This is a genomic window from Bradyrhizobium sp. SZCCHNR3119 (assembly GCF_032487775.1).
Taxonomy (GTDB): Bacteria; Pseudomonadota; Alphaproteobacteria; order Rhizobiales; family Xanthobacteraceae; genus Bradyrhizobium.
The window spans coordinates 5,636,677-5,660,519 of the sequence record NZ_JAUEUV010000001.1; the positions used below are offsets into that span (position 1 = coordinate 5,636,677).

General features: G+C 62.5%; 18 protein-coding genes and 1 pseudogene. 10 read left to right on the forward strand and 9 right to left on the reverse strand.

The window, feature by feature from the left end:
- Positions 1 to 133: 133 nt before the first annotated feature.
- Positions 134 to 1,228, forward strand: coding sequence for a TRAP transporter substrate-binding protein (locus QX034_RS25985; RefSeq protein WP_315705192.1), 1,095 nt, complete (start codon positions 134 to 136; stop codon positions 1,226 to 1,228).
- A 742-nt stretch (positions 1,229 to 1,970) separates the two neighbouring features.
- On the forward strand, positions 1,971 to 2,243 hold the full coding sequence (locus QX034_RS25990) for a metal-sensing transcriptional repressor (protein ID WP_316167020.1): 273 nt from the start codon (positions 1,971 to 1,973) through the stop codon (positions 2,241 to 2,243).
- 99 nt (positions 2,244 to 2,342) lie between these two features.
- Here the strand turns inward: QX034_RS25990 and QX034_RS25995 are convergent, their stop codons facing one another.
- From QX034_RS25995 to QX034_RS26005, 3 genes are read right to left on the reverse strand one after another with little or no spacing between them, the layout of a single operon-like run.
- Entirely contained in the window at positions 2,343 to 3,932 is a 1,590-nt protein-coding gene (locus QX034_RS25995; protein WP_316192427.1) for an efflux transporter outer membrane subunit, read from the reverse strand.
- 13 nt (positions 3,933 to 3,945) lie between these two features.
- Positions 3,946 to 7,197, reverse strand: a complete 3,252-nt coding sequence (locus QX034_RS26000; RefSeq protein ID WP_316195995.1) for an efflux RND transporter permease subunit — start codon at positions 7,195 to 7,197, stop codon at positions 3,946 to 3,948.
- A gap of 37 nt (positions 7,198 to 7,234) precedes the next feature.
- Positions 7,235 to 8,440: an efflux RND transporter periplasmic adaptor subunit gene (locus tag QX034_RS26005; protein ID WP_316195997.1), complete on the reverse strand. Its 1,206-nt coding sequence runs from the start codon at positions 8,438 to 8,440 to the stop codon at positions 7,235 to 7,237.
- Between the two features lie 280 nt (positions 8,441 to 8,720).
- Here QX034_RS26005 and QX034_RS26010 point away from each other — a divergent pair, with 280 nt between their 5' ends.
- From QX034_RS26010 to QX034_RS26020, 3 genes are all read left to right on the forward strand, one after another.
- Positions 8,721 to 9,395, forward strand: coding sequence for a response regulator transcription factor (locus tag QX034_RS26010; protein WP_316195999.1), 675 nt, complete (start codon positions 8,721 to 8,723; stop codon positions 9,393 to 9,395).
- A gap of 1 nt (position 9,396) precedes the next feature.
- Complete coding sequence (locus tag QX034_RS26015) at positions 9,397 to 10,749, forward strand: HAMP domain-containing sensor histidine kinase (protein ID WP_315705199.1); 1,353 nt, start codon at positions 9,397 to 9,399, stop codon at positions 10,747 to 10,749.
- Between the two features lie 227 nt (positions 10,750 to 10,976).
- Positions 10,977 to 12,065, forward strand: coding sequence for a TRAP transporter substrate-binding protein (locus tag QX034_RS26020; RefSeq protein ID WP_315705200.1), 1,089 nt, complete (start codon positions 10,977 to 10,979; stop codon positions 12,063 to 12,065).
- A gap of 68 nt (positions 12,066 to 12,133) precedes the next feature.
- On the opposite strand, the gene QX034_RS26025 is transcribed toward QX034_RS26020, so the two are convergent.
- The 6 genes and pseudogenes from QX034_RS26025 to QX034_RS26050 form a co-directional block, all read right to left on the reverse strand.
- A complete protein-coding gene (locus tag QX034_RS26025; RefSeq protein WP_315741334.1) occupies positions 12,134 to 13,789 on the reverse strand; it encodes a TRAP transporter large permease subunit in 1,656 nt (551 codons plus the stop codon).
- A gap of 23 nt (positions 13,790 to 13,812) precedes the next feature.
- Complete coding sequence (locus QX034_RS26030) at positions 13,813 to 14,394, reverse strand: TRAP transporter small permease subunit (RefSeq protein WP_315705202.1); 582 nt, start codon at positions 14,392 to 14,394, stop codon at positions 13,813 to 13,815.
- Positions 14,395 to 15,564: 1,170 nt separating this feature from the next.
- Positions 15,565 to 15,831, reverse strand: a complete 267-nt coding sequence (locus QX034_RS26035; RefSeq protein WP_315705472.1) for a hypothetical protein — start codon at positions 15,829 to 15,831, stop codon at positions 15,565 to 15,567.
- Positions 15,832 to 16,037: 206 nt separating this feature from the next.
- Positions 16,038 to 16,856 (reverse strand): DUF2182 domain-containing protein, encoded by an 819-nt coding sequence (locus tag QX034_RS26040; protein WP_316196001.1) that lies wholly within the window; start codon positions 16,854 to 16,856, stop codon positions 16,038 to 16,040.
- 25 nt (positions 16,857 to 16,881) lie between these two features.
- Entirely contained in the window at positions 16,882 to 17,514 is a 633-nt protein-coding gene (locus QX034_RS26045; RefSeq protein ID WP_315705204.1) for a DUF1326 domain-containing protein, read from the reverse strand.
- Positions 17,515 to 17,699: 185 nt separating this feature from the next.
- Positions 17,700 to 17,816: pseudogene (locus QX034_RS26050) on the reverse strand (DUF736 family protein); the annotation flags it as partial.
- A gap of 66 nt (positions 17,817 to 17,882) precedes the next feature.
- On the opposite strand from QX034_RS26050, the gene QX034_RS26055 reads away from it, so the two are divergent.
- The 5 genes from QX034_RS26055 (at position 17,883) to QX034_RS26075 (ending at position 23,745) form a co-directional block, all read left to right on the forward strand.
- The gene (locus tag QX034_RS26055; RefSeq protein ID WP_315761826.1) at positions 17,883 to 18,560 is read left to right on the forward strand and encodes a transposase; all 678 of its coding nucleotides are present in this window, start codon (positions 17,883 to 17,885) and stop codon (positions 18,558 to 18,560) included.
- Positions 18,561 to 18,872: 312 nt separating this feature from the next.
- The gene (locus QX034_RS26060) at positions 18,873 to 20,126 is read left to right on the forward strand and encodes an MgtC/SapB family protein (RefSeq protein ID WP_315741331.1); all 1,254 of its coding nucleotides are present in this window, start codon (positions 18,873 to 18,875) and stop codon (positions 20,124 to 20,126) included.
- A 1,194-nt stretch (positions 20,127 to 21,320) separates the two neighbouring features.
- The gene (locus QX034_RS26065; protein WP_315705208.1) at positions 21,321 to 21,860 is read left to right on the forward strand and encodes a TRAP transporter small permease subunit; all 540 of its coding nucleotides are present in this window, start codon (positions 21,321 to 21,323) and stop codon (positions 21,858 to 21,860) included.
- Positions 21,857 to 23,461 carry a TRAP transporter large permease subunit gene (locus QX034_RS26070; protein ID WP_315705209.1) on the forward strand — a complete coding sequence of 535 codons (1,605 nt, stop codon included), beginning with the start codon at positions 21,857 to 21,859 and terminating at the stop codon, positions 23,459 to 23,461. The genes QX034_RS26065 and QX034_RS26070 overlap by 4 nt, the downstream gene beginning before the upstream one ends.
- Before the next feature lie 47 nt (positions 23,462 to 23,508).
- On the forward strand, positions 23,509 to 23,745 hold the full coding sequence (locus QX034_RS26075) for a hypothetical protein (RefSeq protein WP_315705210.1): 237 nt from the start codon (positions 23,509 to 23,511) through the stop codon (positions 23,743 to 23,745).
- The last annotated feature ends 98 nt before the right edge of the window (positions 23,746 to 23,843 follow it).

Below are 23,843 nucleotides of genomic sequence, written 5' to 3' on the forward strand. Positions count from 1 at the left end.
CGCGTTTTCGCATCGACGGTTCCGTGCTAAGGCGGCGCGGCCGGAGCGCCTTCGGCCAGATGCGGGACACGCGCATCGGCGAATGAGCGCGACTTTTTCAAACGGGAAGAACGCCCAACAAGGAGATGGCTTAATGAAGCGTCGTGATTTTCTGAAGGTATCGGCTGCCGGTGCGGCGGCAACGGCCGCGGTGGCCTCGCCGGCGATCGCGCAGTCGATGCCGGAGATCAAATGGCGGTTGACCTCGAGTTTTCCGAAGTCGCTGGACACGATCTATGGCGGCGCTGAGTATATGGCGAAGCAGGTCGCCGAGATGACCGATAACAAGTTCCAGATCCAGGTCTTCCAGGCCGGCGAGCTGGTTCCCGGCCTGCAGGCGCTCGACGCGACCTCCAAGAACACCGTCGAGATGTCCCACACGGTCTCCTATTATTACGTCGGTAAGGACCCGACCTACGCGATCTTCGCCTCGGTCCCGTTCGGGCTGAATGCGCGTCAGCAAAATTCCTGGTGGTACCAGGGCGGTGGCATGGAGCTCGCCAACGAATTCTACAAGAAGTCGGCCAACGTCATCGCTTTTCCGTGCGGCAATACCGGCACCCAGATGGGCGGCTGGTTCCGCAAGGAGATCAAGACCGTCGCTGATCTCTCGGGCCTGAAATTCCGCATCGGCGGTATCGCCGGCCAGGTGCTTCAGAAGCTCGGCGTCGTTCCGCAGCAGCTCGCCGGCGGCGACATCTATCCGTCGCTCGAGAAGGGCACGATCGACGCGGCCGAATGGGTCGGTCCATACGACGACGAGAAGCTCGGCTTCCAGAAGGTTGCGAAGTACTATTACTATCCGGGTTTCTGGGAAGGCGGTCCGACCGTGCATGCCTTCGTCAATCTCGACAAGTACAACGAGCTGCCGAAGAGCTATCAGGCCATTCTCAGCAATGCCGCCAACAACGCCAACACCTGGATGGCGGCACGCTATGACCTGCAGAACCCGGCGGCGCTGAAGCGCCTGGTCGCCGGCGGCACCCAGCTCCGTCCCTTCACCAACGAGGTGCTCGAGGCTTGCCTCAAGGCAACCAACGAGCTGTGGGGTGAAATCTCCGCCAAGAACGCCGATTTCAAGAAGGTCATCGATGCGATGCAGGCGTATCGTTCCGACGAATATCTGTGGTGGCAGGTTGCGGAATACACCTTCGACAGTTTCATGATCCGCTCGCGCACCCGCGGCTGATCGCGCTCACGATCGCTTTAGCTGATCCGAAGCCCGGCCGTGAGGCCGGGCTTTTTTTGTATTGTGTGCCAGGTTGGACCCGGCGCGGATGACAGGCCTCGGATCAGTGCCTCAGCGCCAGGGAACGTCTCGTCAGTGGCTGTTGCAAGGCGGTTCTTGCGAACACTTCGCTCCTGTAGCGGTCGGCGGCCAACGATGGGCTGGGCTCATCGGAGGTGTCCACCGCCCAAGCACAAATAGGGCGATTGCTCCCCTCGGGCACCGACCAGCGACAGATGAGCCGGGGGCGCGGACGCGCCGCGCGTTGACATGCGGACTGACGGTTGTCGTTTGCCGGCATGATCGCATCCCGCAGCCGGCGGCGGGATGGAAGCATCCGGAATTTGGGGACTTTCGTAAACATCGCTCGCCTCCTTGACCGCGGCTGACGCGGCAGGAAGGGAGCGGAAAGCGGTCACCTAGGTGCGACCGCCAGCCCGCGCGCGGCTGCCGCCGTCGCGATCGATCTCATGATGTGGCGGCAGCGAGGCTCCGATCGAAACAACCGGTCTGGCGCTGCCAAAGCAGGTACTGCCCATGATCTCTTCGTTGGGTTTGAAATACAGCGACGAGCCCGAACGTGCGCGCAGCTGCGTTGGCGCACATAGGCTCGGTCCCGGCCTAAGTCAAGCATCGAGTCGACGACATCCGCTATCCTGGGGGGAGGATCACCTGCTATCCTCCAACGAGGAGAAGAGACCGCATGCCAGATCAGCCACACGCCGCGATCGCCCGCCGTCTGCGGCGGGCGCGCGGCCATCTTGAAAGCATCATCGCTATGGTCGAGCAGGGCAGTCCATGTGGCAAGATCGCTCAGCAACTGCAGGCCGTCGAGGGGGCGATCGAGAACGCGAAGAAGGCGCTCATCCAGGATCATATCAGCCACAGCCTTGAGCGGAGGTTGAGCGCGTCTGGGAGAAAGTCTCAGGCGCAGGCCATGTTAAAGGATTTCAAGCTGATCGCGAAATATCTGTAGGCGACCTTTGGGGGCCGCTTCCCTTGAGACCCGCCGACATGCGCAGATGCGCGCCTATCGGCACCGGGGCGGTGCCCTTGGCCCGGCAGTGTGCCGTCATCATCTGATACTGGCGTCCACGGCCCGCACCGACCCCGCCATCGCTTCGGTCAATACGCAGTCACGCCAGACCGGTGTGGTGCACGCGGCTGGCCAGCTGCCGCCGAGCGCCATGAACAGCGCCGCAGTATCGGATAGTCGCGTCGCCTCAGCCTGGACGCGGGCGATCGCAGTGTTCAGATAGGCCTGCTGCGCATTCAGCACGGTCACCTGAGTGATCTGTCCCAGCGCGAGCTGCTTCTGGATGATGTCGAGCGTCGCCTTGGCGCTATTCTCGGCCTTGATCGCGGCCTGAACCGCGCGAGCGTCTGCCTGAAGGCTGCGCAGGCCGTCAGCGACGTTCTGCAGTGCGGTGATCACGGCCTGGCGGTACAGTGCGCCGGCCTGATCGAGCGCTGCTTCGCTCGATTTCTGGCGGTGGTAGAGCGTGAAGCCGTCGAACACGGTGGAGGTGGCGCTACCCGCGACCGTGTAGAACAGCGTGCCTGGCGTGAGCAACTCGGCCGCCTTGAATGCGCTGCTGCCGGGATTGCCCGATAACGTGATGTTGGGAAGCCTGGCCGCGATGGCGACCCCGACCAGCGCGCTCGTGGAATGCAGGTTGGCCTCGGCGGCCTTGATGTCCGGCCGTTGCGCGACGAGCGCTGCAGGCAGGCTCACCGGCAGATTTCGCGGCAACGACAAGTGTTCGAGATCGAACTTCTCGAGAATCTCATTCGCGGAGAATTGTCCGGCCAGAGCGGTCAAGAGATCGCGCTGGATTGCGAGCTGCTTCTGCAGCGGCGGCAAGGTCTGTTCGACCTGCGCCAGTGCCGTCTCCTGGGTCAGGACGTCCACCTGCGCGGCCTGACCTGCCTTGAACTGGCTCTGCAGGATACCGAGGATGTCGCGTTCGATCTTGATGATGTGCTCTGTGGCCGCAATCTGTCCGCGTAACGAGGCTTCCTGGATCGCCGCAGTCACCACATTGGCGGTGAGCGTCAGATAGGCCGCCTCGAGCTGGAATTGCGCCTGATCGGTGAGCGCATCGAGACTTTCGACCGAGCGCAGATTCTGTCCCCATATGTCGGGCACGAAGCTGATCGTCAGCTGTGCGGTATGCAGGGTATAGCGCGACTGCGGCGGATCGCCCGGGCCCTGCTGGGTGGCCATGTTGGACGACTGCTGGTCCGCCACATTATAGTTTGCGCCGACCTGTGGATAGAACAGGCCGCGCTGGGCCAGCGCATTCTCGTTCGCGATGCGGATCGCGGCATCGGCCGATGCAAGTGTCGGATTGTGCTCGATCGATTGCCGGATGAGCGCATTGAGCGGTTGGGAGCGAAACGCCGCCCACCACCGCACCGGAATCTGGGCACGGGGAATGAATCGTTGCCCTGGGACGCGCGGTCCTTCGCGATCCGTACGCGGCGAGGTCAGCGGCTCCGGCGTATATCCGGTTACATCGGGAGCGGGAGGCGGAGTGAAATCAGGGCCGACAGCACAACTTGCGAGCATCAGTCCAGCCGCCGCGGTGGCTGCCAGATGCAGCCGCGCCTTGCGGGTCCTGCGTGCGAGGCCAAACCGAAGCGGAACGACAATGGTGCGCATTGGTCCGGACTCCCTATTCCGCGGGTGCCGGGGGCGTGGCGGTCACGTCATCGACATTTGCGACCGTATGGTCATGCGCCAGGAAGATGCGCCGCAACGCCGGCGCAACGATCAACAACAGGGCGGGGCCGATGAACATGCCGCCGACAACGACGGTGGCGAGCGGTCTCTGCACCTGACTGCCGATCCCGTGTGAGAGCGCCGCCGGAAACAGGCCGACACCGGCCGACAGTGCTGTCATCAGCATCGGCCGCATCCGTTGCTCAGAGCCGCGAAATACGGCCTCCGCCACGCTGAGGCCGGTGGCCCGCAGTTCTCGGAAATAGGTGATGTTGAGGATACCGTCCATGACGGCGACGCCGAACAACGAGATGAAGCCGATCGCCGCCGAAATGGAGAAATCAAGGTTGGCGAAATAGAGCGCGATCAGGCCGCCGCCGATCGCGAACGGAATGCCGGCGAGCGCCAGCAGGCTGTCACGCAGCGAATTGAACAGGCCGTAGAGCAGCACGAAGATCAGCAGCAGGGTAATCGGCACTACGATGATGAGGCGAGCTTTTGCCGCCTCCAGATTGTCGAACTCGCCTGACCAGACGATGCGGTAGCCGCTCGGAAGCTGCACGGCCTGCGTCACCCGTTCTTGAGCTTCCTTGACGGTACTGCCGAGATCGCGCCCTCTGACGCTGAACTTGATCGGGATGTAGCGTTGGCTGAGCTCGCGATAGATGAAGAGCGCGCCGGTATCGAGCGAGATATCGGCGAGTTCGGAAAGCGGGATGTAGGCGTTGGTGCCGGATGGCGTCGCATAAGCGACCTTGATGTCCTTGACCGCATCGATGCTCTTGCGGAATTTCGCATCGAGTCGGACTGCGACGGCGAAGCTGCGGTCCCCCTCCAGCACCGTCGTCGCATTGGTACCGCCGAGTGCCGCCTGTACCACGGTGGTGACATCACCGGTGTTCAGCCCGTAACGCGCAGCCTTTTCGCGATTGACCTTGATGTTGAGGTTCGGTTGGCCGACGAGGTGGAAGATGCCGAGATCGGCGACGCCGCGGACCTTGGCCATCTCTTCCATCACCTTTGCCGCAGTCTCTTCCAGCACCTGCAGATTGGGGCCGATGATCTTGACCGAGTTGGCCCCCTTGACGCCCGAGAGCGCCTCCTCGACATTGTCCTGAATATATTGGGAGAAGTTGAAGCTGATGCCGGGCAGCTCGGCCTCGAATTCCCGCTGCAGCTCCTCGGTGAGCTTCTCTTTCGTCAGTCCAGGTGGCCATTGGTCGAACGGCTTGATCGGCGCGAACAGCTCGACGTTGGAGAAAGGCGAGGCGTCGCTGCCGTTGTCGGGGCGGCCATGCTGCGACACCACGGTGATGATCTCCGGGTGCCGGAGAAGGATCTCCCGCATCTTGCGGGTCGCCTTAGTGCCGGCATCGAGCGAGATCGTCGGCGGCATCGAGGCGCGAATCCAGAAATTACCTTCCTCTAACGCCGGTAGGAACTCGCTGCCGAGGCGACTCGCCGCGAGCCCGCTCAGGCCGAGGAAGATCAGTCCGCCCGCTACCGCGAACCTGACATGGGCGAGCGACCAGTTGAGTACCGGGCTGTAGAGCCCGCGCAGCCCCCGCACGATCATCGTCTCGACTTCCTCGATGCGCCCGGGCAGCAGCAGTGAGGCAAGCACGGGTGTGACCGTGAAGGTTGCGAGCAGTGCGCCTGCCAGCGCATAGCCGTAAGTACGCGCCATCGGCCCGAAGATCTGACCCTCGACGCCTTGCATCGTGAACAGCGGCACGAAAGCCGTGACGGTGATGGCGGCCGTGAAGAAGACCGCCTTGTCGACCTGCAGCGCGCTGACGAAGATCATGCGCAGCCGTTCGCTCCAGTGGCTCGCAGCCGGATGGCCGTGGGTCGCCAGCGTCGGATCGGGGCCCCAATAGCCTTCCGAGAGCCGCTGGAGTGTGATCTGGCGTGCTTGCGGGCTCGACTGCAGATTCCGAAAGATGTTTTCCATCATGATGACGGCGGAATCGACGATGATGCCGAAATCGACCGCACCGAGCGACAGCAGATTGGCGTCCTCGTTGCGCAACACCAGGATGATGATGGCGAAGAACAGTGCAAAGGGAATGTTCGCGGAGACGATCAAAGCGCTCCTGAGATCGCCCAGGAAGATCCATTGGATGGCGAACACCAGGATGCAGCCGAACACCAGGTTGTGCAGTACCGTGTGCGTGGTGACGCCTACGAGCGAGCTGCGATCGTAATAGGGCACGACCCTGACGCCCGGCGGTAGCGTGCCGTCACTGTTGAGTTTCTCGACTTCGGCTTGTACTTTCGGGATGATGTCGTTGGTGTGCTGCGTGCGGCCCATCACCACGATCGCTGCGGCGATGTCGTCGTCCTTGTCCTTGCCGGCGATGCCGAGCCGCGGCACATAGCCGACCGAGACCGTGGCGACGTCCTTGATCTGGATCGGCAGCCCGCCCGATTGGGTCAGCACGATGTTCTCGATGTCCTGGACGTGATAGCCCTTGGTGACGTCGTCGGCGCCGCCGGAATCGATCAGGCCGATCCCGCGGATGTTCACCGACTGCTGGCCGATCGCGATTTCGCGCCCGCCGACATTGACGTTGGCATTGCCGAGCGCCGAGATGAGCTGCGGCACGGTGATGTTATAGGCTTCGAGCTTCTGGAGATCCGCATCGACATTGAACTGCTTGGTGGTGCCGCCCCAGGAGTTGATCTGGACCACGCCCGGAATGGTCATCAGGCGCCTGGCGACCACGTAATCCTGCAGGGTCCGCAGATTGGTCAGCCCGAAATTGGGCGGTCCGACCAGCTGATAGCGGTAGATTTCGCCGACTAGGCTCGACTGCTGGATGGTCGGAACCAGATTGCCCGGCAGCTGAATATTTTGCTGGATGCTGTTGGCGGTCTGCGTCAGCGCGAAATAGTAATCGACACCATATTTGAAGGTGACGCGGACGAAGGACAGCCCATAGAACGAGGTCGAGCGGATATTGGCGACGCCGGGCGTCGGATAAAGCCCGACTTCCATGGGGATGGTGTAGTACTTCTCCATTTCTTCGGCCGAAAGGCCGGGCGCCTGCGCAGTGATCTCCAGGATTACCGGAGCCGGATTGGGATAGGCTTCGATATTCAGCTTGACGAAGGCGGCGACGCCGGCGGCACAAAATACCAGCAGGCCCAGCGCGACGATGGCGCTGCGCGTCAGACCGAACTGGATGATGCTCTTGACCACGACCGGCTACTTTTCGTTGGATGTGAGGGGCGTCGCGTCAGGACGCCCCGGCAGCGGCCATGGCCAGTTTGTTGCTGAGAAAGATCGCGCCGGTCGACGCGACCTCTTCGCCCGCAGCCAGGCCTTCCACAATCTGGCGCCACCCGTCTTGCTCGAGCCCGGTCTTGACGATTCGGCGCACGAAACGCCGATGATCGGCGGAGACCCAAACCGTCATGGTGCCGTCGCCTTCGCGCACCACTGCCTCGGATGGGACTGCGACGGACTGGCGTGGCTGTTCGGTCTCGATCGTGAAGCTCGCGAGCATGCCCGCGCGCAGCTTGTGCTCGGGGTCCTCGATTACTGAGCGGACCAGCTGGCGGTGCGTGGTCGGATCGATGTTGAGGCCAAGCGTCGTCACGTGGCCGCGAAAGATCTCGGTCGGGTAGGCCGGCACCGTTACTTCGACGGGCTGACCGAGCCGGTATGCAGGTGCATCGATCTCGATCACGTTGGCGATCATCCACATGGTGGAGAGATCGGCGAGCGTGTAAGGCGCGGGTGCGGTGCCGGGCTGTGCATAGAAGCCGGGGGCGGCGGTACGGGCCACGATCCGTCCGTTGATTGGGCTCGGTACGATCAGGATGGAATCGACCTTGCGATCCGCTAGGATACGGTCGATCTCGGTGTCCGTTTTCCCGAAGATGCGCACCGCGTTGCGCGCGGCCTTATAGTTGCCTTCCGCCGTCTGCTGGTCGGACGTCGCCTGATCAACGTCCTTCTGCGCTCCGCCGCCGGTCTGCAGCAGCTGCTTCACGCGCGCGAGCTTCCGCGTCTGCAGCGCCAGCACGCCGGCGCTGGCCAGCAGGGTGGATTCGGACTGCAGCAGATCCGGGCTGTCGATGGTGAACAGGGTCTCTCCCTTTTTCACCTCGTCGCCGATGTTGAAGAACGTATCGACGATCTTGCCAGGGTTGGGCGTGAAAACCTGCACTAGCATGTTCTGGTTGAAATCGATCGAACCGACGGCGTTCTTGGTGATGCGAAATGATCTGGTCTCGGCTGGTAGGACCTTGAACGATCCGGCTTGATGCTCGGTGATCTCGACCGACTGATCTACGACGTTGACATCCGGCTGGGCCGTCATGACGGCCGGCGCGTCGGCCGACCGGCCTTCGGAGTGCAGCACGAACCATCCGGTCAGCGCGAGCGCAAGGACCGCTGCTGCTGCGTAACCCGTATATCTGATACGGACTGGAGTCATGCTGTTGGCGGCCCCCCGGCCGTTGGACGAACTGTTGGATGCAAGGTCTGCGCGCGCTCGGGCGGCAACGCTGTCCTGCCGACAACTACGGTTCCTGTTATCAAGGCAAGCTGACGCCAACCTTACAAGAGCCGTGACGAGCGAACGCTTGCCTGGCGCGGTGCTCAAATAACGGCCTTTCGAAGAATTTGCGCTTGGCGTCGGGCTTGTGCTGCGGCAGGACTCGTGCTGCGCCTGGATGGGCGTGTGGTGGCGCTGATTGATGCGCGGGAGTATCGTGATGCGTCTTCTGATCGTCGAAGATAATGTCGAGCTCTCTGAGCTTGTAGCGAAAGGGCTCGTTGCCGCGGGCTATGACGTCGATAGGGTCAACTCGGCTGCCGAGGCGCGAGACGCGCTCCGAGACGTGAACTACGCTGCGATGATTCTCGATCTCGGTCTGCCCGATGATGACGGCCTGGCGGTCCTGGCCGAACTGAGGCGACGGGCCGATCCGTTGCCGGTGATCGTGCTGACGGCACGCGGCGGTGTGCAGGATCGAGTCGCAGGACTGCGCCGCGGCGCCGACGATTATTTGGCGAAGCCATTCGCGTTGGAGGAATTGGTCGCGCGGTTGGAAGCAATTCTCCGTCGTCCGGGCCAGTTGCTCGGCCGTTCGCTCGCTCTCGGCAATCTCGTCTACGACACCCAGAGCCGGCAGATCTTCGTCGACGGTGTGCCTCGCACCCTGTCGGCGCGGGAGACATCGGTGCTGGAAATCCTGCTGCGGCGGCAGGGGCGGGTGGTGCCGAAGAAGAACGTCGAGGACCATCTGTTCGGACTGTCCGGGGAGGTCGGATCGAACGCCGTCGAGGTCTATGTCTCGCGTTTGCGCAAGCAACTGGGGGAGTATGGCGCGAAGATCGTGATCCATACCATCAGGGGCGTCGGCTATCTGATGTCCGAGGAGAAATAGGGTGCGCTTCAAATCGCTGATCTCGCGTATCGTGCTGCTGCACATCCTGGTGATCACGGTGGCCGCCATCGTGCTGCCCTTGATCCTGTTCTGGCTGCTGACTTCCGAGATCGACCAGTTGCAGCGAAGCGTGATGCACAGCCAGGCCGAGGCGCTGGCCGATCGTCTCGCCGCAGCGGCGGACGGCAGCGTCAGTCTCAATCTCTCCGAAAGCCAGAAGGATCTCTATTCCGAAGCCTATGGCCGCTACGGCTACGATGTTCTCGACGAAACCGGGCAGGTGCTGTTCTCCTCTCGAAAAAGCGGGGCCGCCATCCTGCCGCCGCGCGCGCATTCCTCCGGTTCGATCTCGGGAGCGAGCGTCAGCAAGAGCATCGGCGGTCGAAGCCTGACGATCCAGGTCGCTGAGGACCTCGCCCATCGCGATGTCATCACCGACGATATCGCCGCCAACTTCTTTCGGCGGGTAGGATGGATCACGATTCCGACGTTGCTCGCGGTGCTCGCGATCGACATCCTGATCTTCCGCCGGGCCATTGCGCCGCTGCTGCGCGCCTCCGAGAAGGCCAGCCATATCGGACCGTCGCGCACGGACATCAGGTTGCCGACCGAACAGATGCCCAGTGAGATCGTGCCGCTGGTCACGGCCGTGAACCGTGCGCTCGATCGCCTGCAGGACGGGTTTCGGGTGCAACGCCAGTTTACTGCAGATGCTGCGCACCAACTGCGCACGCCACTTGCGGTGCTGCGCACCCGAATAGAAACGCTCGGGGATCGCACCGGCACCAAGGAGCTGCTCGCAGACATCGAGGGCATGAGTCGCATTGTCAGCCAGCTCCTGGAGATTGCTGAGCTCGACACGCTGGTCGTCGATCCCGCCGAGACTGCCGAATTGCGGACGGTCTGCGCCGACGTGGTCGCGGCGATCGCGCCGTATGCGCTTGCGCAAGGCAAGGAGATTGCGCTCAAAGGGACCGAAGAGCCGGTCATGATCCGCGGCAATGCCGATCTGCTGCAACGGGCGATCTTCAATCTGGCGGAAAACGCCATCAAATACACCGCGCCGAAAACGACGGTGGACATCGAGGTGTCCGGGGACGGCTCGGTGCGCGTGCGCGATTGCGGCCCGGGCATCAGGCCGTCCGAGCAGGCGCTGATCTTCCAGCGCTTCTGGCGCGGCGACCATCGTCACACGGACGGGGCAGGACTCGGACTGTCCATCGTGCGCGGGGTCGTCGACGACCATGCTGCGACGATCGCGGTCGAGAACCTGCCGCAAGGCGGAGCGCAGTTCACGCTGCGCTTTCGGCTGGCTGGCGATGCGCCGGCGAGCGCAGGTCATCTGGCGAACTAATCCCTCTCCGTCGGTACGACCAACTCCTCTTGCTGCTCCTCCCGCCTCGACAGACCAGTGCTCAGAGGCTGGTTTTTGCGTTGCGGGATAGTTTTCGCATGGCACCCTGTCGGTGAATGTTCCAGACTGATCTCTACGTGTCGTCATCGGAATGATCGACGCGCAAAAGGCCTCGCACGAAGGCCAGAAAAAACGAAGACACATCATCGTCCAAGAGGGAGGACAGCATGAAGCGAAGGGATTTCATCAAGGTCAGCGGACTTGGCGCGGCCGGTGCTGCCGCGCTCGCTGCGCCGGCGATCGCGCAATCGATGCCCGAGATCAGGTGGCGCATGCCGACGAGCTGGCCGAAATCGCTCGACACGCTCTATGGCGGCGCCGATATGATGGTCAAAATGGTCGGCGAAGCCACCGACAACAAATTCCAGATCCAGCCGTTTGCCGCCGGCGAAATCGTGCCGGGGCTGCAGGTGCTCGATGCGGTACAGAACGGTACGGTCGAGATCGGCCACACTGCCTCCTACTACTACTTCGGCAAGGACCCGACCTTCACTTTCGGCTCGTCGGTCCCGTTCGGTCCGAACATGCGGATCAACCAGGCCTGGTATATGCTGGGCGGGGGCAGGGAGATCCTCAACGAGTTCTATAAGAAGTATAATGTCGTATCGCTGCTTGCCGGCAATACCGGATGCCAGATGGGCGGCTGGTTTCGTAAGGAGCTGACCAGCGTCAATGACCTCAAGGGCCTGAAATTCCGCATCGGCGGCTTTGCCGGGCGCGTCATGCAGAAGCTCGGTGCCGTGCCGCAGCAGATCGCCGGCGGCGACATCTATCCGGCATTGGAGAAGGGGACGATCGACGCGGCCGAATGGGTCGGTCCCTATGATGACGAGAAGCTCGGCTTCTACAAGGTCGCGCCGCATTACTACTATCCGGGCTGGTGGGAAGGCGGGCCGATGCTGCTGGCCTTCGTCAATCTCGATCGTTGGAATGCGCTGCCAAAGCACTACCAAAATGTCCTCGAGCAGGCCGGTCACTACGCCAACAACTGGATGATGGCGAAGTACGACCAGGCCAATCCGCCGGCGCTGCGGCGACTGTTGGCCAACGGAGCCAAGCTGCACGGCTTCTCGCCCGAGATCATGCAGGCCTGTCTCAAGGCGGCGCGCGAGCTGCACAACGAGGTGGCCGCCAGCAATGCCGATTTCAAGAAGACCTATGAGTCACTGACAAACTTCGCAAGTAACGGCTATGCCTGGTTCCAGGTCGCCGAGCTCAACTACGACGCCTTCATGGCGCGCAATTCGCAGAGCTGAGGCTGGGATCGAAGTCAAAACAGAACCCCGGCGCGGTACGCCGGGGGGTTCTCATCTTGTCCAGCCCATCAGAACTTCGGCGGGCCGAAGTCGAGCGGCGGCGCGTCGATCTGGGGGATCTCGATCTTGATCGAGTTCGGATCGACGGTCGAAGCCGCGCCTTTGTAGTGCATGACCATCGACGGGAACAGGATCACCAGCAGCACCATGATCAGCTGGATCACCACGAACGGCACCGCACCCCAATAGATCTGGCCGGTGGTCACCGGCTCCATCTTCTTGCCGGTGACGCGATCGATGTAGGGCTCCTTCGGCGCCACCGAGCGCAGGTAGAACAGTGAGAAGCCGAACGGCGGATGCATGAAGGAGGTCTGCACGTTCACGCCCAGGATCACGCCGAACCAGATCAGGTCGATGCCGAGATGCTCGGCGGCCGGCCCAAGCAGCGGGATCACGATGAAGGCGAGCTCGAAGAAATCGAGGAAGAAGGCCAGCACGAAGGTGAACAGGTTGACGAAGATCAGGAAGCCGATCTGGCCGCCCGGCAGCGAGGTGAGCAGGCTCTCGACCCAGACGTGGCCGTTGACGCCGTAGAAGGTCAGCGAGAACACGCGCGCGCCGACCAGGATGAAGACCACGAAGGCCGACAGCTTGGCGGTGGATTCCACCGCCTGGCGGATCAGGTCGAAGCTCAGGCGCCGCTTCATCGCCCCGAGGATGATGGCGCCGGCCGCGCCCATGGCGCCGCCTTCGGTCGGAGTGGCGAGGCCGATGAAGATGGTGCCGAGCACCAGGAAGATCAGGAACAGCGGCGGCACCATCACGAAGGTGGTCTGCTGCGCCATCTTCGACAGGAAGCGGAAGCCGGTCAGACGGTCGATGACCCAGTTGACGACCGCGACCACGAAGGCGAACACGATGCCGGAGAACATCGACAGCACGACGAAGTCGGCGCCGTGATAGTCCGAGCCGCGCAACATGTACCAGCCGAACACGCAGCTCGCCAGGAACAGCAGGCCGAGCGAGGTCAGGCCGCGGCTGCCATTGTCCTCGCGATAGCCGATCGCTTCCTTCGGCAGCCCGGGGGCCGATTTCGGGAAGATCATACTGGAGATGAAGGCCCAGCCGGCATAGAGGCCGGACAGCACGAGGCCGGGGATGAAGGCGCCTTCGTACATGTCGCCGACCGAGCGGCCGAGTTGGTCGGCCATCACGATCAGGACCAGCGAGGGCGGGATAATCTGGGCCAGCGTGCCGGAGGCGGCGATGATGCCGGCGGCGAGCCGCCGGTCGTAGCCGTAGCGCAGCATGATCGGCAGCGAGATCAGGCCCATCGAGATCACGGAGGCTGCGACCACGCCGGTGGTCGCCGCAAGCAGCGCTCCGACGAACACCACGGCATAGGCGAGGCCGCCGCGCACCGTGCCGAACAGCTGCCCGATAGTATCGAGCAGGTCCTCGGCCATGCCGGAGCGCTCCAGCACCAGGCCCATGAAGGTGAAGAACGGGATCGCCAGCAGCGTGTCGTTGTTCATCACGCCGTAGACGCGCTCGGGCAGGGCCTGCAGGAAGTCAGGCCGGAACTCGCCGAGCCCGATGCCGACCAGCGCGTAGAACAGGCCGACCGCGCCGAGCGAGAATGCCGCCGGATAGCCGAGCAGCAATACCACGACCAGCGACCCGAACATGATGGGCGCCAGGTTGGCAATCAGAAACGCTTCCATCTAATCCCCCCGCCGCCCGGCGCTCATTTCTTCTCGATCGCCTCGACGAGGTGCTCGACCTCGGCCTCGATCCCGTGCGCCTTCGACGCATGCGGATCAGGAATCAGTCCGCGCATGACGGCGATGCGCTTGATCAGCTCGGAGATGCCCTGCACCAGCAGGAAAGCGAAGCCGATCATGATCAGCGATTTCGCCGGCCATTGCGGCAGTCCGCCGGCGTTGCTGGACTGCTCGTTGATCCCGTACGAGTTCAGGAAGAACGGCACGCTGGTGACGATCATGACGATCGTGAGCGGCAGCAGGAAGAACACGTGGCCGACGATGTCGATGACGTCGCGGACGCGTTTCGGCATCATGTTGTTCACGATGTCAATGCGGATGTGTTCGTTATCGAGCAGGGTCCAGGGCGCGCACAGCAGGAACACGACGCTGAACAGCACCCATTGCAGCTCGAGCCAGGCATTCGAGGAGGTGTCGAACACCTTGCGGACGATGGCGTTGACGGCGGATACGATGACGGCGAGCAGGATCAACCAGGCAAGCCGCTTCCCGACCCAGGTTGTGAACGCATCGATCCCACGGCTCAATTTCAGCAGCGACTGCAACGCCGGTCCTCCTCCATGCCGCTTTCCTCTCGCGCTGCACTTCTGGCTGCGGATGTCGCGCAGCGGCCCTATCCGGCCCGGCAGGCGTGAAAATCGGGCGCACCATTTCAGCGGCCACTGGTCCCGTCAATCGGAAAAAAGAGAAATTGACGCCCCGTCAAAGCCTTGCTTGGGAGTGGTAAAGTGAGAGGCTAGGGGGCGGAAAGCACCCTTTCTCGAGAGAGCGGCCCCGCAAGCGGGCCCCGGAGCGCCCCGCGCGTTGCGCGGAGGACAGCCGGAGCGAGGCAGTCGTACCGCCATCGATCGCGGCGGGACAGCGCGTTCGCTGCCGCGTTCGATGTTCTCCGCATTGCACCATGCCATGCTCCACGTGGCTTTTCCGACATGACGTCGCGCTCTCGCGGCGCGTATTGCGTCCGAGCTCTGAATGATGGACCTCCTCTTTAGGAAGAGGAGCAGGGAATGCCGGGAGCTGGCCGCACCCATGGCCCGCCTGCAGAAAGAAAGCAGGCGGCAGTCACCACAGGTCCAGCCGAGACATCCCGGCATTCCCTGCACGATGGCTTTAACGGCTGCTTCGCGTTCTCCTTGGTGCGCCGGGCTTGTTGGCCACCATGCTGCGACAACGCGCTAGGCGCGTTGCGCAGGTGATACCAGCGTCGGGGTATCAGGACCGCGCGACTTGACCGTGCGTGCCGGAGTCGTTCGTCCGCGCGAATGCTCGCGCTGCAACCCGACACACCCACCGCATCCCGCGCTCAGCGTCCGTGACGATCGCGATACACCCCTCAGCGAGGCGGGACGAGCGAATGAAATCACAATTTCTGATAAAGCGAAAGAGGGATATTTTTCGTGAGGGGACTGGACAAGGGTGATCGTTTTGAACCGGCTCGCGAAACGAGTTTTTCGGCGCGGGTCGATTTAGGCCTCAATCGCTCCTCGATTGGCAGGAAATGAGCCGGATCGCGCATTCGCGCGTCTGCTCAGCCGGGGCGAGTCGCCCGACGGGCAGGAATGAGTGCGGTATCCCTTGCAATGTGCAGCCCTTGAGTCCGATCGGCCATTCCCGACGAAGCCGAACCGTGGCGTCGGTTGCGAACAACAAGGTCGCGCCGATAGTAATCGGCGCGACCTCATGTCGCCGGAGCTCGATTGAAATGACGCCGTCGACTACTTCTCCTTGATGACCGTCGTGCTGCTGCTGCCCACGGTGCCTTCGTCTTCGCAGACCTTGGTCTGCTTGATGCGGTCCTCGGCTTCCACGCGGCTGGTGAAGGCCATGGGTCCGATCTGCGTCACGATTTCCTTGTCCGCCGGGCGCGTGGTGGTGATCGTGCAGTGATGGCTGGGTCCTTGCACGACGTAGTACTCATCTGCCATTGCGGGGGCGGCGCATCCGATGATCACTGCGCCAGCAAGAAGAAGGGGTGCTTTCATTGTCGCCTCTCTGTTCAAACGATGCCGAATGGAGGACAAGCGATCAGCGGAACTGTCGCTCATCCAACGATCCTCTCCACGCTGCTGCAACTCGCCCAAACGGCCGTAGTTCCCGGCCTGCTGGCGCCAGGCAGGTCGGTTGACGAACTGCGCTGTGACCGCCGATGCCAGCAGAGTTCTTCTGAGGGGCAGATGACCGCTGAACGTCACGCCAAGGACAGCAGCAGCCAGGCGCCGGCAGCGACAGATGCGATCCCGGCGGCACGCGCGATCCAGCGTCCGACCGGTGTGAGTTTCTCCAACAGCACAAGCAGGGCCAAAAGCGCGATCCACAGCACGTTCATCACCCCGCCGACGAACAACAGCACCATCAGGACCCAGCAGCAGCCGACACAATAGCCACCGTGCCGAAGTCCCAGCAGCAGGCAGCCGCTGGGATCACTGCGAAAGCCACCATGCCGCATCAGGAACAGAAATGGCGACTGGCATTGGGCCAGACAGATGTCCTTAAGCGGAGTCCATTGATAGACGCCCGCCGCAATCAGCAGAACCCCGCCGAGCAGGCTGCTGGCGAGCACCATGCGGGAATCCAGCAGGGCGGCCCGCTCGATGGCCCATTGGAGAACGGTTGCTGTCAGCGAAAAGCCGCTCCAGGCCAGCAGGTAGCCGGCCGCAAACCAGCCGGTCGCAGCGAACGGCTTGCCCTGCGCCTTCCCGTGCCGACCCACACGGGCGTACATCAGGATCATCGGCGCTGCGGAGGGCGCCATCATTCCCACCATCATCACCGCCCACATCAGGAACACATAGGCGAATTCGATGGCGCGCCACGGCGCATCGGCCGGCAGCATGATTCCGATCCCGGCCGGGATCATGCGGAACCCGGTCATGTCCATGCCGCCCATGTCCATGTCATTGGCGAGCCACAGCACATAGGCCCACGCCAGCGCGGCAATGAGGGCGATCGCGCCGCCGACGATCCAGCGATCGCGCCGCAGCACGGTTTCCAGGGCGGTGTCACTCATGTGCGATTGGATGTTGCCGGCCGTGTCAGGCCTGGTTGGACCAACTGATCGGCGCGTAGAGGCCGTTCTTGCCGGAATTGTCCCAGCGCATGCCATGATCGCTGAACGTGTTGCCGGCGGCGCCGACCGCCATCACCATTCGGTCGGGGGCGACGGGGTGGCCGATGTTCACCCACATTTCCCCGCTCGGATGCATGGTCGGCAACGGATCGACCGACATGTGCAGAATGCCGGGAATTTCGGCGGACCGCGTCTTGCCGTTGATCTGGAATGTGATCGGAGCCTTGCTCACACCCAGGTTCTTGCTGATCAGGGGCGTGAACGCCGCCATGGGACCGCCGGCCTCACCGCTGAAGATCGCGGTGAGCGCCTGGGTCTGCGCATCGTCGGCGCGCTCATCGATATAGGTGGCCTGCGACCAATTCCCCTCGGCCATGACACCGGGCGCATGGAGGACGACAAAGACGTTGAGCCCATCTAGCGCGACTTCGCCATAGCGGCCGCTTTCGATGTGGAAGACCAATGGCACGCCGCAATAGCCCTCGGTCGGCCGCGCCGTCAGCGGCGGCGCCGCCGACACGAGACACGGACAGACGAGGCTGCAACTACAATTCTCGAAATAGTCACCGGAAAGGTGCCACGGGACTTGGTCCGCCATCGCTCTCTCCCGCTTGGCTGAACCCGACGGATTGCTTTCGAACGGACGACCTATGGTGGAAAGCTACGCCGCGTAGGAGGGAACCGCAAGCCGATTCCGGTGTGGGGATACTTTGATTGGGTCCTACTCGGGCACGTGCCGCTCTGCACCACTCGAATGAAATACGGTAATTCCCTCGCTCCGCCGCCGTTGGGCTTGCGGCTGTGGGACCCGATCAGGGCGTAGGTCTCTGCGCTTTCGAAGAAGTTGGCGTAGATCGGCGCGTTGAAGGTCAAATCGTCCAGTTTGACCAAGAGATAATCTAATTACGTAATTACGGTGACAGTGCATTTAATTGACATCGGTGATCCGAGAGCGCAGAATGCGTCATGGCCCGCCTTGCCCGTGTCGTCGTTCCCGGTCTGCCGCACCATGTCACCCAGCGTGGCAATGGGCGGGCGAGGACCTTCTTCGGCGATGACGACTACGCGCTTTATCGCGACCTGCTTGCGACCCATTGCCTCGCGGCCGAGGTGGAAGTGTGGGCGTGGTGTCTGATGCCGAACCATGTGCACCTGATCCTGGTGCCGTCGGATGCCGACGGCTTGCGCCGGGCGCTGTCGCGCGTGCATCGCGCCTATGCCGGGATCGTCCAGGCTCGCCGCAAGCGCAGCGGGCATTTCTGGCAGGGACGGTTCGGCGCCGTGGCGATGGATCAAGCGCATCTCGCGGCGGCGCTGCGCTATGTCAGTCTCAATCCGGTGCGGGCGCGGCTGGTCGAGCGCGCGCAGGATTGGCGATGGTCGAGCACGCGCGCGCATCTGCGCGGCAGGGACGACGGCGTGACCGCTCGCGCGGCGGTGAGGGAGATTTTTCCGGATGTCGCCGGGCTGCTGGGCAGCGCTCCGGAGGACGAGGATGATCTGTTCGGCCGTCTGCGTGCCGCCGAGAGCATCGGCCGGCCGGTCGGTAGCGACCGCTTCCTCGCCCGCATCGAGAAGCTGACCGGACGCGTGCTCAAAGCCGGCAAGCGCGGCCCGAAACCGGCCGAGCCGGAGGATCGTTGAGCGCGATGGCGCTTGAGTTAAATGCACTGTCACCGAAATCCCCTTGAGTTAAATGCACTGTCACCGAAATCCCGCCGTGCCTGGAGGCCTGCACACATCCTTGGACGTTGCGTTGGGCTTTGCGAAGCCGGCGGCGCGGTCCCACCCCTTGCGAGGAAAGGCTATCGCGTATGACGTTTAGCCAGTGAGCTAGGCATCCGGCGGCGTCTGACCCGGATCGGGAGGTTGGCAATTCCTAAGAGGGCGTTCTTGTGATACGCACGCGTCTTCTGCCTTTCGGCGTCGGCATATGTCGGAAAAGCGGAGGGAAGAATGAGCATCGTCGATCCCGTGATCCTCAACCTAGCCGTCGCACTCGGGATCGGCCTGTTGATCGGCGCCGAGCGAGAACGCCGTAAAGGTGCTGGCCCATCGCGTTCCCCAGCCGGATTACGAACGTTCGCCGTCACATCGCTTGCTGGTGCTATCAGCTTCCTTGTCGGCGGTCAGATGCTATTCGCGATTGCGACTGCGGGCGCAATCGCCCTGATCGCAGTCGCCTATTGGCGCGGGCATGGAGATGATCCTGGGCTTACCACCGAGATCGCACTGACGGCAACCGTCCTGCTCGGTGGCCTTGCGATGCAACGCCCCGCGCTGGCTGGAGGCATCGGGGTCGTCATCGCTGTTCTCCTCGCCGCCAAATCTCGGCTTCATCAGTTCGTCGGCAACATTCTCACGGAAGCCGAACTGCAAGACGCCCTGATTTTCGCGGCAGCGACGCTTGTCGTCCTGCCGCTCGTACCCGACCGTCCTTCGGGACCATACGGTGCACTAAATCCGCACTCGATTTGGATTGTCGTCATACTGATTATGGCGATCAGCGCCGTGGGCTATGTCGTAGTACGTATGATGGGCGCCAGATTTGGACTTCCGATCGCCGGCCTCGCCTCAGGCTTCATTTCGAGCACAGCAACCATCGCCGCAATGGGCGCTCGTGCTGCCAAGGCAAAGGAAGTGATCGCCGCTGCAGCTTCGGGCGCCGTATTGTCAACAATAGCAACGATCATCCAGATGGCACTCGTTTTGGCCGTCACAAGCATGGCGACCCTTCTATCCCTGGCAGTGTCTCTGATATGCGCCGGTATGGCTGCCACCGTCTACGGCGCGGCATTCACCGTGCTGGCGCTGCGACAGAGGACTGACGCGGAATTGCAGGGGGGCCGCGCGTTCAGTCTTTGGACGGCATTCGTGTTTGCATTGACCCTTTCCATCATTCTCGTCGCGTGCGCCGCGCTGCAGGATCGGTTCGGCGAGAATGGCATCATCATCGCCGCAGCCATTGCTGGTTTCGCTGATACACACTCCGCTGCGGTCTCGGTCGCTTCGCTTGTTGCGTCAGGGAAGATCACAGGATCTGACGCGATCCTGCCCATTCTGGCCGGGCTTTCGACGAATACGATCAGCAAGATCGTGCTTGCCGCCACGAGCGGCGGACTTTCGTTTGCTCTTCGCGTCGTCCCGGGATTGATCTTGGTTGCTCTCGCTGCCTGGACCGGCGCCTTCTACGGCTTGATCGTCGGCTGAAGGTTAGGTGGTGCGGAATCTTGTCGGTCGCCGCGCGGCGTGGAACCGCAAGGTGATCTCATGTGGCGGCAGCGGCGCGGAGGCGCTGAAGCCCGTCGGCCTGAGAGGGCAGGGATTGCGGGAACGTCTAGCGCATCGGCATCGGATTTACGGCGACAATGTTGGACTGCATTCATGTCACCGATATGAGACGCGCCCAGCTTTGTGAGCTGCCGGCGCAGAATACGCCGCCGCCCCAGGTCGCGAACGTCTGCAGAAATGGAGGCTTCGGCGAAGGAATTTCAGCGCGCCTTCATGGCTGAGACGTGGAGGAGGCGAGACCGGGCTTTTGAATTTCTCGGTAGATGACCTGGCTCCCGGCGCACCGGAGATTGAGACATCTATCGGGCGTGCCTTGTTGCTCCCAACTGTGGTTGCATTGCGTACACAGACAAGAATACCACGGCGCATCCTTGTCCCCATCGCCACGCGCTGTCTGCTCTACGCTTTTCGGGCAGGGGATTTCGCGATAGGTAACCTGTCGCCCTGCACACTTTGGATTAGCACACCCGCCTGGCTGTCCCAGTTGCTCCCAGCTGTAGCCGCACTGCGTGCAGAGACAAGCATAACATTTCGCATAGATTGGCATGTTGTGCTTCCTTTACAGGGGGCATCTCATCTCGTCGCCGTTCGATCGCACGCTTTTTCGATAGCAGTCGCTCCTGCACGTCTGTTTGATCTAAGGCAATCTTTAAGTGCATCGATGTGCAAGGCGTCCGTATGGATGTGGAGGGTTCGGCATGGGGCGGCTGCGCCTGCCCATCTGATGGCGAACGTCGCGATCCGCCAGCCGTTGCCGATCGGCGATAGAGGCCTGGAGCTCGGCGATGCATGCGTTCGCCCGCGCCACCGTCTTTCCGCTGCCGCCATGCGTGAAGGTGGCAGGGGTGGCATTGAACATCCCGGCACCACGGCGCCCCCGGTTGCGACAGTTTGTCTACTTTTCGATTGACCTGACCGCGTCGCTTTGCGATGGAGCGCCACTCCTTGTCCGCGGCTCGAATAGGCCTACGGCGCTTCGGGCGTCGTCAAGATGGGCGGGAGCCGGACGGGGGCAGGCACCGTAGCAGTACGGTACTGTATTGCCGAGACCAGGCGTGCGCTTGATGTTGACGCGCTTGCCCGTCGTCCGAGTTGTGGCGAGGGGGAGGGGCTATGCGCGCATTGCTGGCGTTGAGCGCCGCGATTGACCAGCTGAACGAGAAGGTCGGCAACATCTGCAACGTGCTGGTGCTCGGGGCTTGCCTCGTCAGCGCCGTGAACGCGATGATCCGCTACGCCTTCAGCTACAGCTCCAACGGCTGGCTGGAGGCGCAATGGTACATGTTTGCGATCATCGTGATGCTCGGCGCGTCCTATACGTTCAAGCGCAATGAGCATGTCCGGGTCGAAATCTTCTACCTCATGCTCTCCGAACGCGGCCAGCTCTGGCTCGATCTTATCGGCACGCTGTTTTTCCTGATCCCGGTCTGCCTGCTGCTCGCCTACCTGTCCTGGCCGTTGTTCTACAACGCTTACGAGATCGGCGAATATTCCGGCAATGCGGGCGGATTGCTGCGCTGGCCCATCAAGGCAGTGCTGCCGGCCGGCTTCTTCATGGTGGCGCTGCAGGGCGTCTCCGAGGTCATCAAGCGTATCGCCGCACTGCGCGGCGAGCTGACCATCGATGCCAAATACGAGCGGCCGACCCAATGATCACAGTCGAGATGATGCCGCCGCTGATGTTCGGCGGCTTGGTGCTGGCGATGCTGATCGGCTACCCCGTCGCATTCACCCTGGCGGCGGTGGGCTTGTCGTTCGGCTTTCTGGCGATCCACGAAGGTTTCTTTGGCCTCAGCTTTCTCGAGGCCATTCCCGAGCGCGTCTACGGCAACGTGCTGGCGAACGACCTGCTGCTGGCGATCCCGTTCTTCACCTTCATGGGCTCCGTCCTGGAACGCTGCGGGCTTGCGGAGGACATGCTGGACTCGATGGGGCAGCTGTTTGGCCCGATCCGTGGCGGGCTCGGCTACTCCGTCATCATCGTCGGGTTCATCCTGGGGGCGATCACGGGCACCGTGGCGGCGCAGGTCATCGCCATGGCGCTGATCTCGATGCCGGTGATGATCCGCTACGGCTACAACATGCGCTACATCACCGGCGTGCTGGCGGCCTCCGGCACCATCACGCAGCTGGTGCCGCCCTCGCTGGTGTTGATCGTGCTTGCCGACCAGCTCGGCAAGTCGGTCGGCGACATGTATCTCGGCGCCTGGGGCCCCTCGGTGTTCCAGATCGTGCTGTTCGCCGGCTACACCTTCGTGCTCGGCCTCATCAAGCCCGACCACGTGCCGCCGGTGCCGAAGGAAGCGCGCACGCTGACCGGCTGGCCGCTGTGGCGCAAATGCCTGCTGGGCATCATTCCGTCTGCGGTGCTGATCTTCGTGGTGCTCGGCACCATGATGCTGGGCCTTGCAACGCCGACCGAAGCCGGCGCCATGGGCGCGGTCGGCGCCATCGTGCTCGCGGTCATTCACCACAAGGATTTCAGCTCGACCGGACGCAAGCTCCTGATCCTGGGCGTGATCGCCGGCGGCATCGGCACCATGGTCGGCATCTTCGTCGCCGAAAATCTCGTCTTCAAGATCAGCTTCGCGGTGGCCTATCTGGCCTTGGCGTGGGTCTGCATCGAAGCGATCAAGATCCCCGACCTGCGCAGCCTGATCCGGCAGGGCTATGAGACCACCATGCGCATCACCTGCATGGTGACATTCATCCTGATCGGTTCGACCTGTTTCTCGGTCGTGTTCCTCGGCTGTAATGGCGGGGTTTGGCTCGAGCATCTCCTGACTTCGCTGCCGGGCGGGGTGTGGGGCTTCCTGATCTTCATCAATCTCTTCATCTTCTTCCTGGCGTTCTTCCTCGACTTCTTCGAGATCGCCTTCATCATCCTGCCGATGATCGCCCCGATCGCGCAGAAGATCCTGGCGCCGGTGGTCGGCGCCGAGGCCGCGCTGATCTGGTTCGGCGTCATGCTGTGCGTGAACATGCAGACCTCGTTCCTGCATCCGCCGTTTGGGTTCGCGCTGTTCTATCTGCGCGGGGTTGCGCCCAAGGAGGTCAAGAGCTCGGATATCTATTGGGGCGCGATGCCCTGGATCGGCCTGCAGTTGATCATGGTCGCGCTGGTGATCGCATTCCCGATCACGGTCACGGGGCTGCTGGACGCGCCGAGCAAGGTGGATCTCGACAAGGTCAAGATCGAAATCCCGCAGATCGACTTGCCACCGCCGCTGAACTTCGACGAGCCGAAGAAGTAGCGGGGCGGAAGCGCCATCCATTCAGGTCTTACGCGGGGGATTAGCGGATGAGCAGGCCGAGCAAAACCGAAGCTGAACTGATCGCCATGGCGGTTGCCGAGCTGAAGGTTCACGCCGATTGTCCGGAAGGCATGCGCATTTCCATCGTGCGTGACGGCAGCTCCTGGGAATTCCGCGCCAGTGCCGACCAGGCGACGATCGACAAGCCCGGCTATCCCGAATGCGTCGCCATGCTGGTCCAGATCGGCGACCACCTGTCCAAGCAGTACGCCGTTCAGGATTAGTACGACTGCGTTCACAAGCGCGAGACATGGTCCGCTTCACGGTCATTCCGGGGCGATGCGCCAGCATCGAACCCGGAATCTCGAGATCCCGGGTTCAG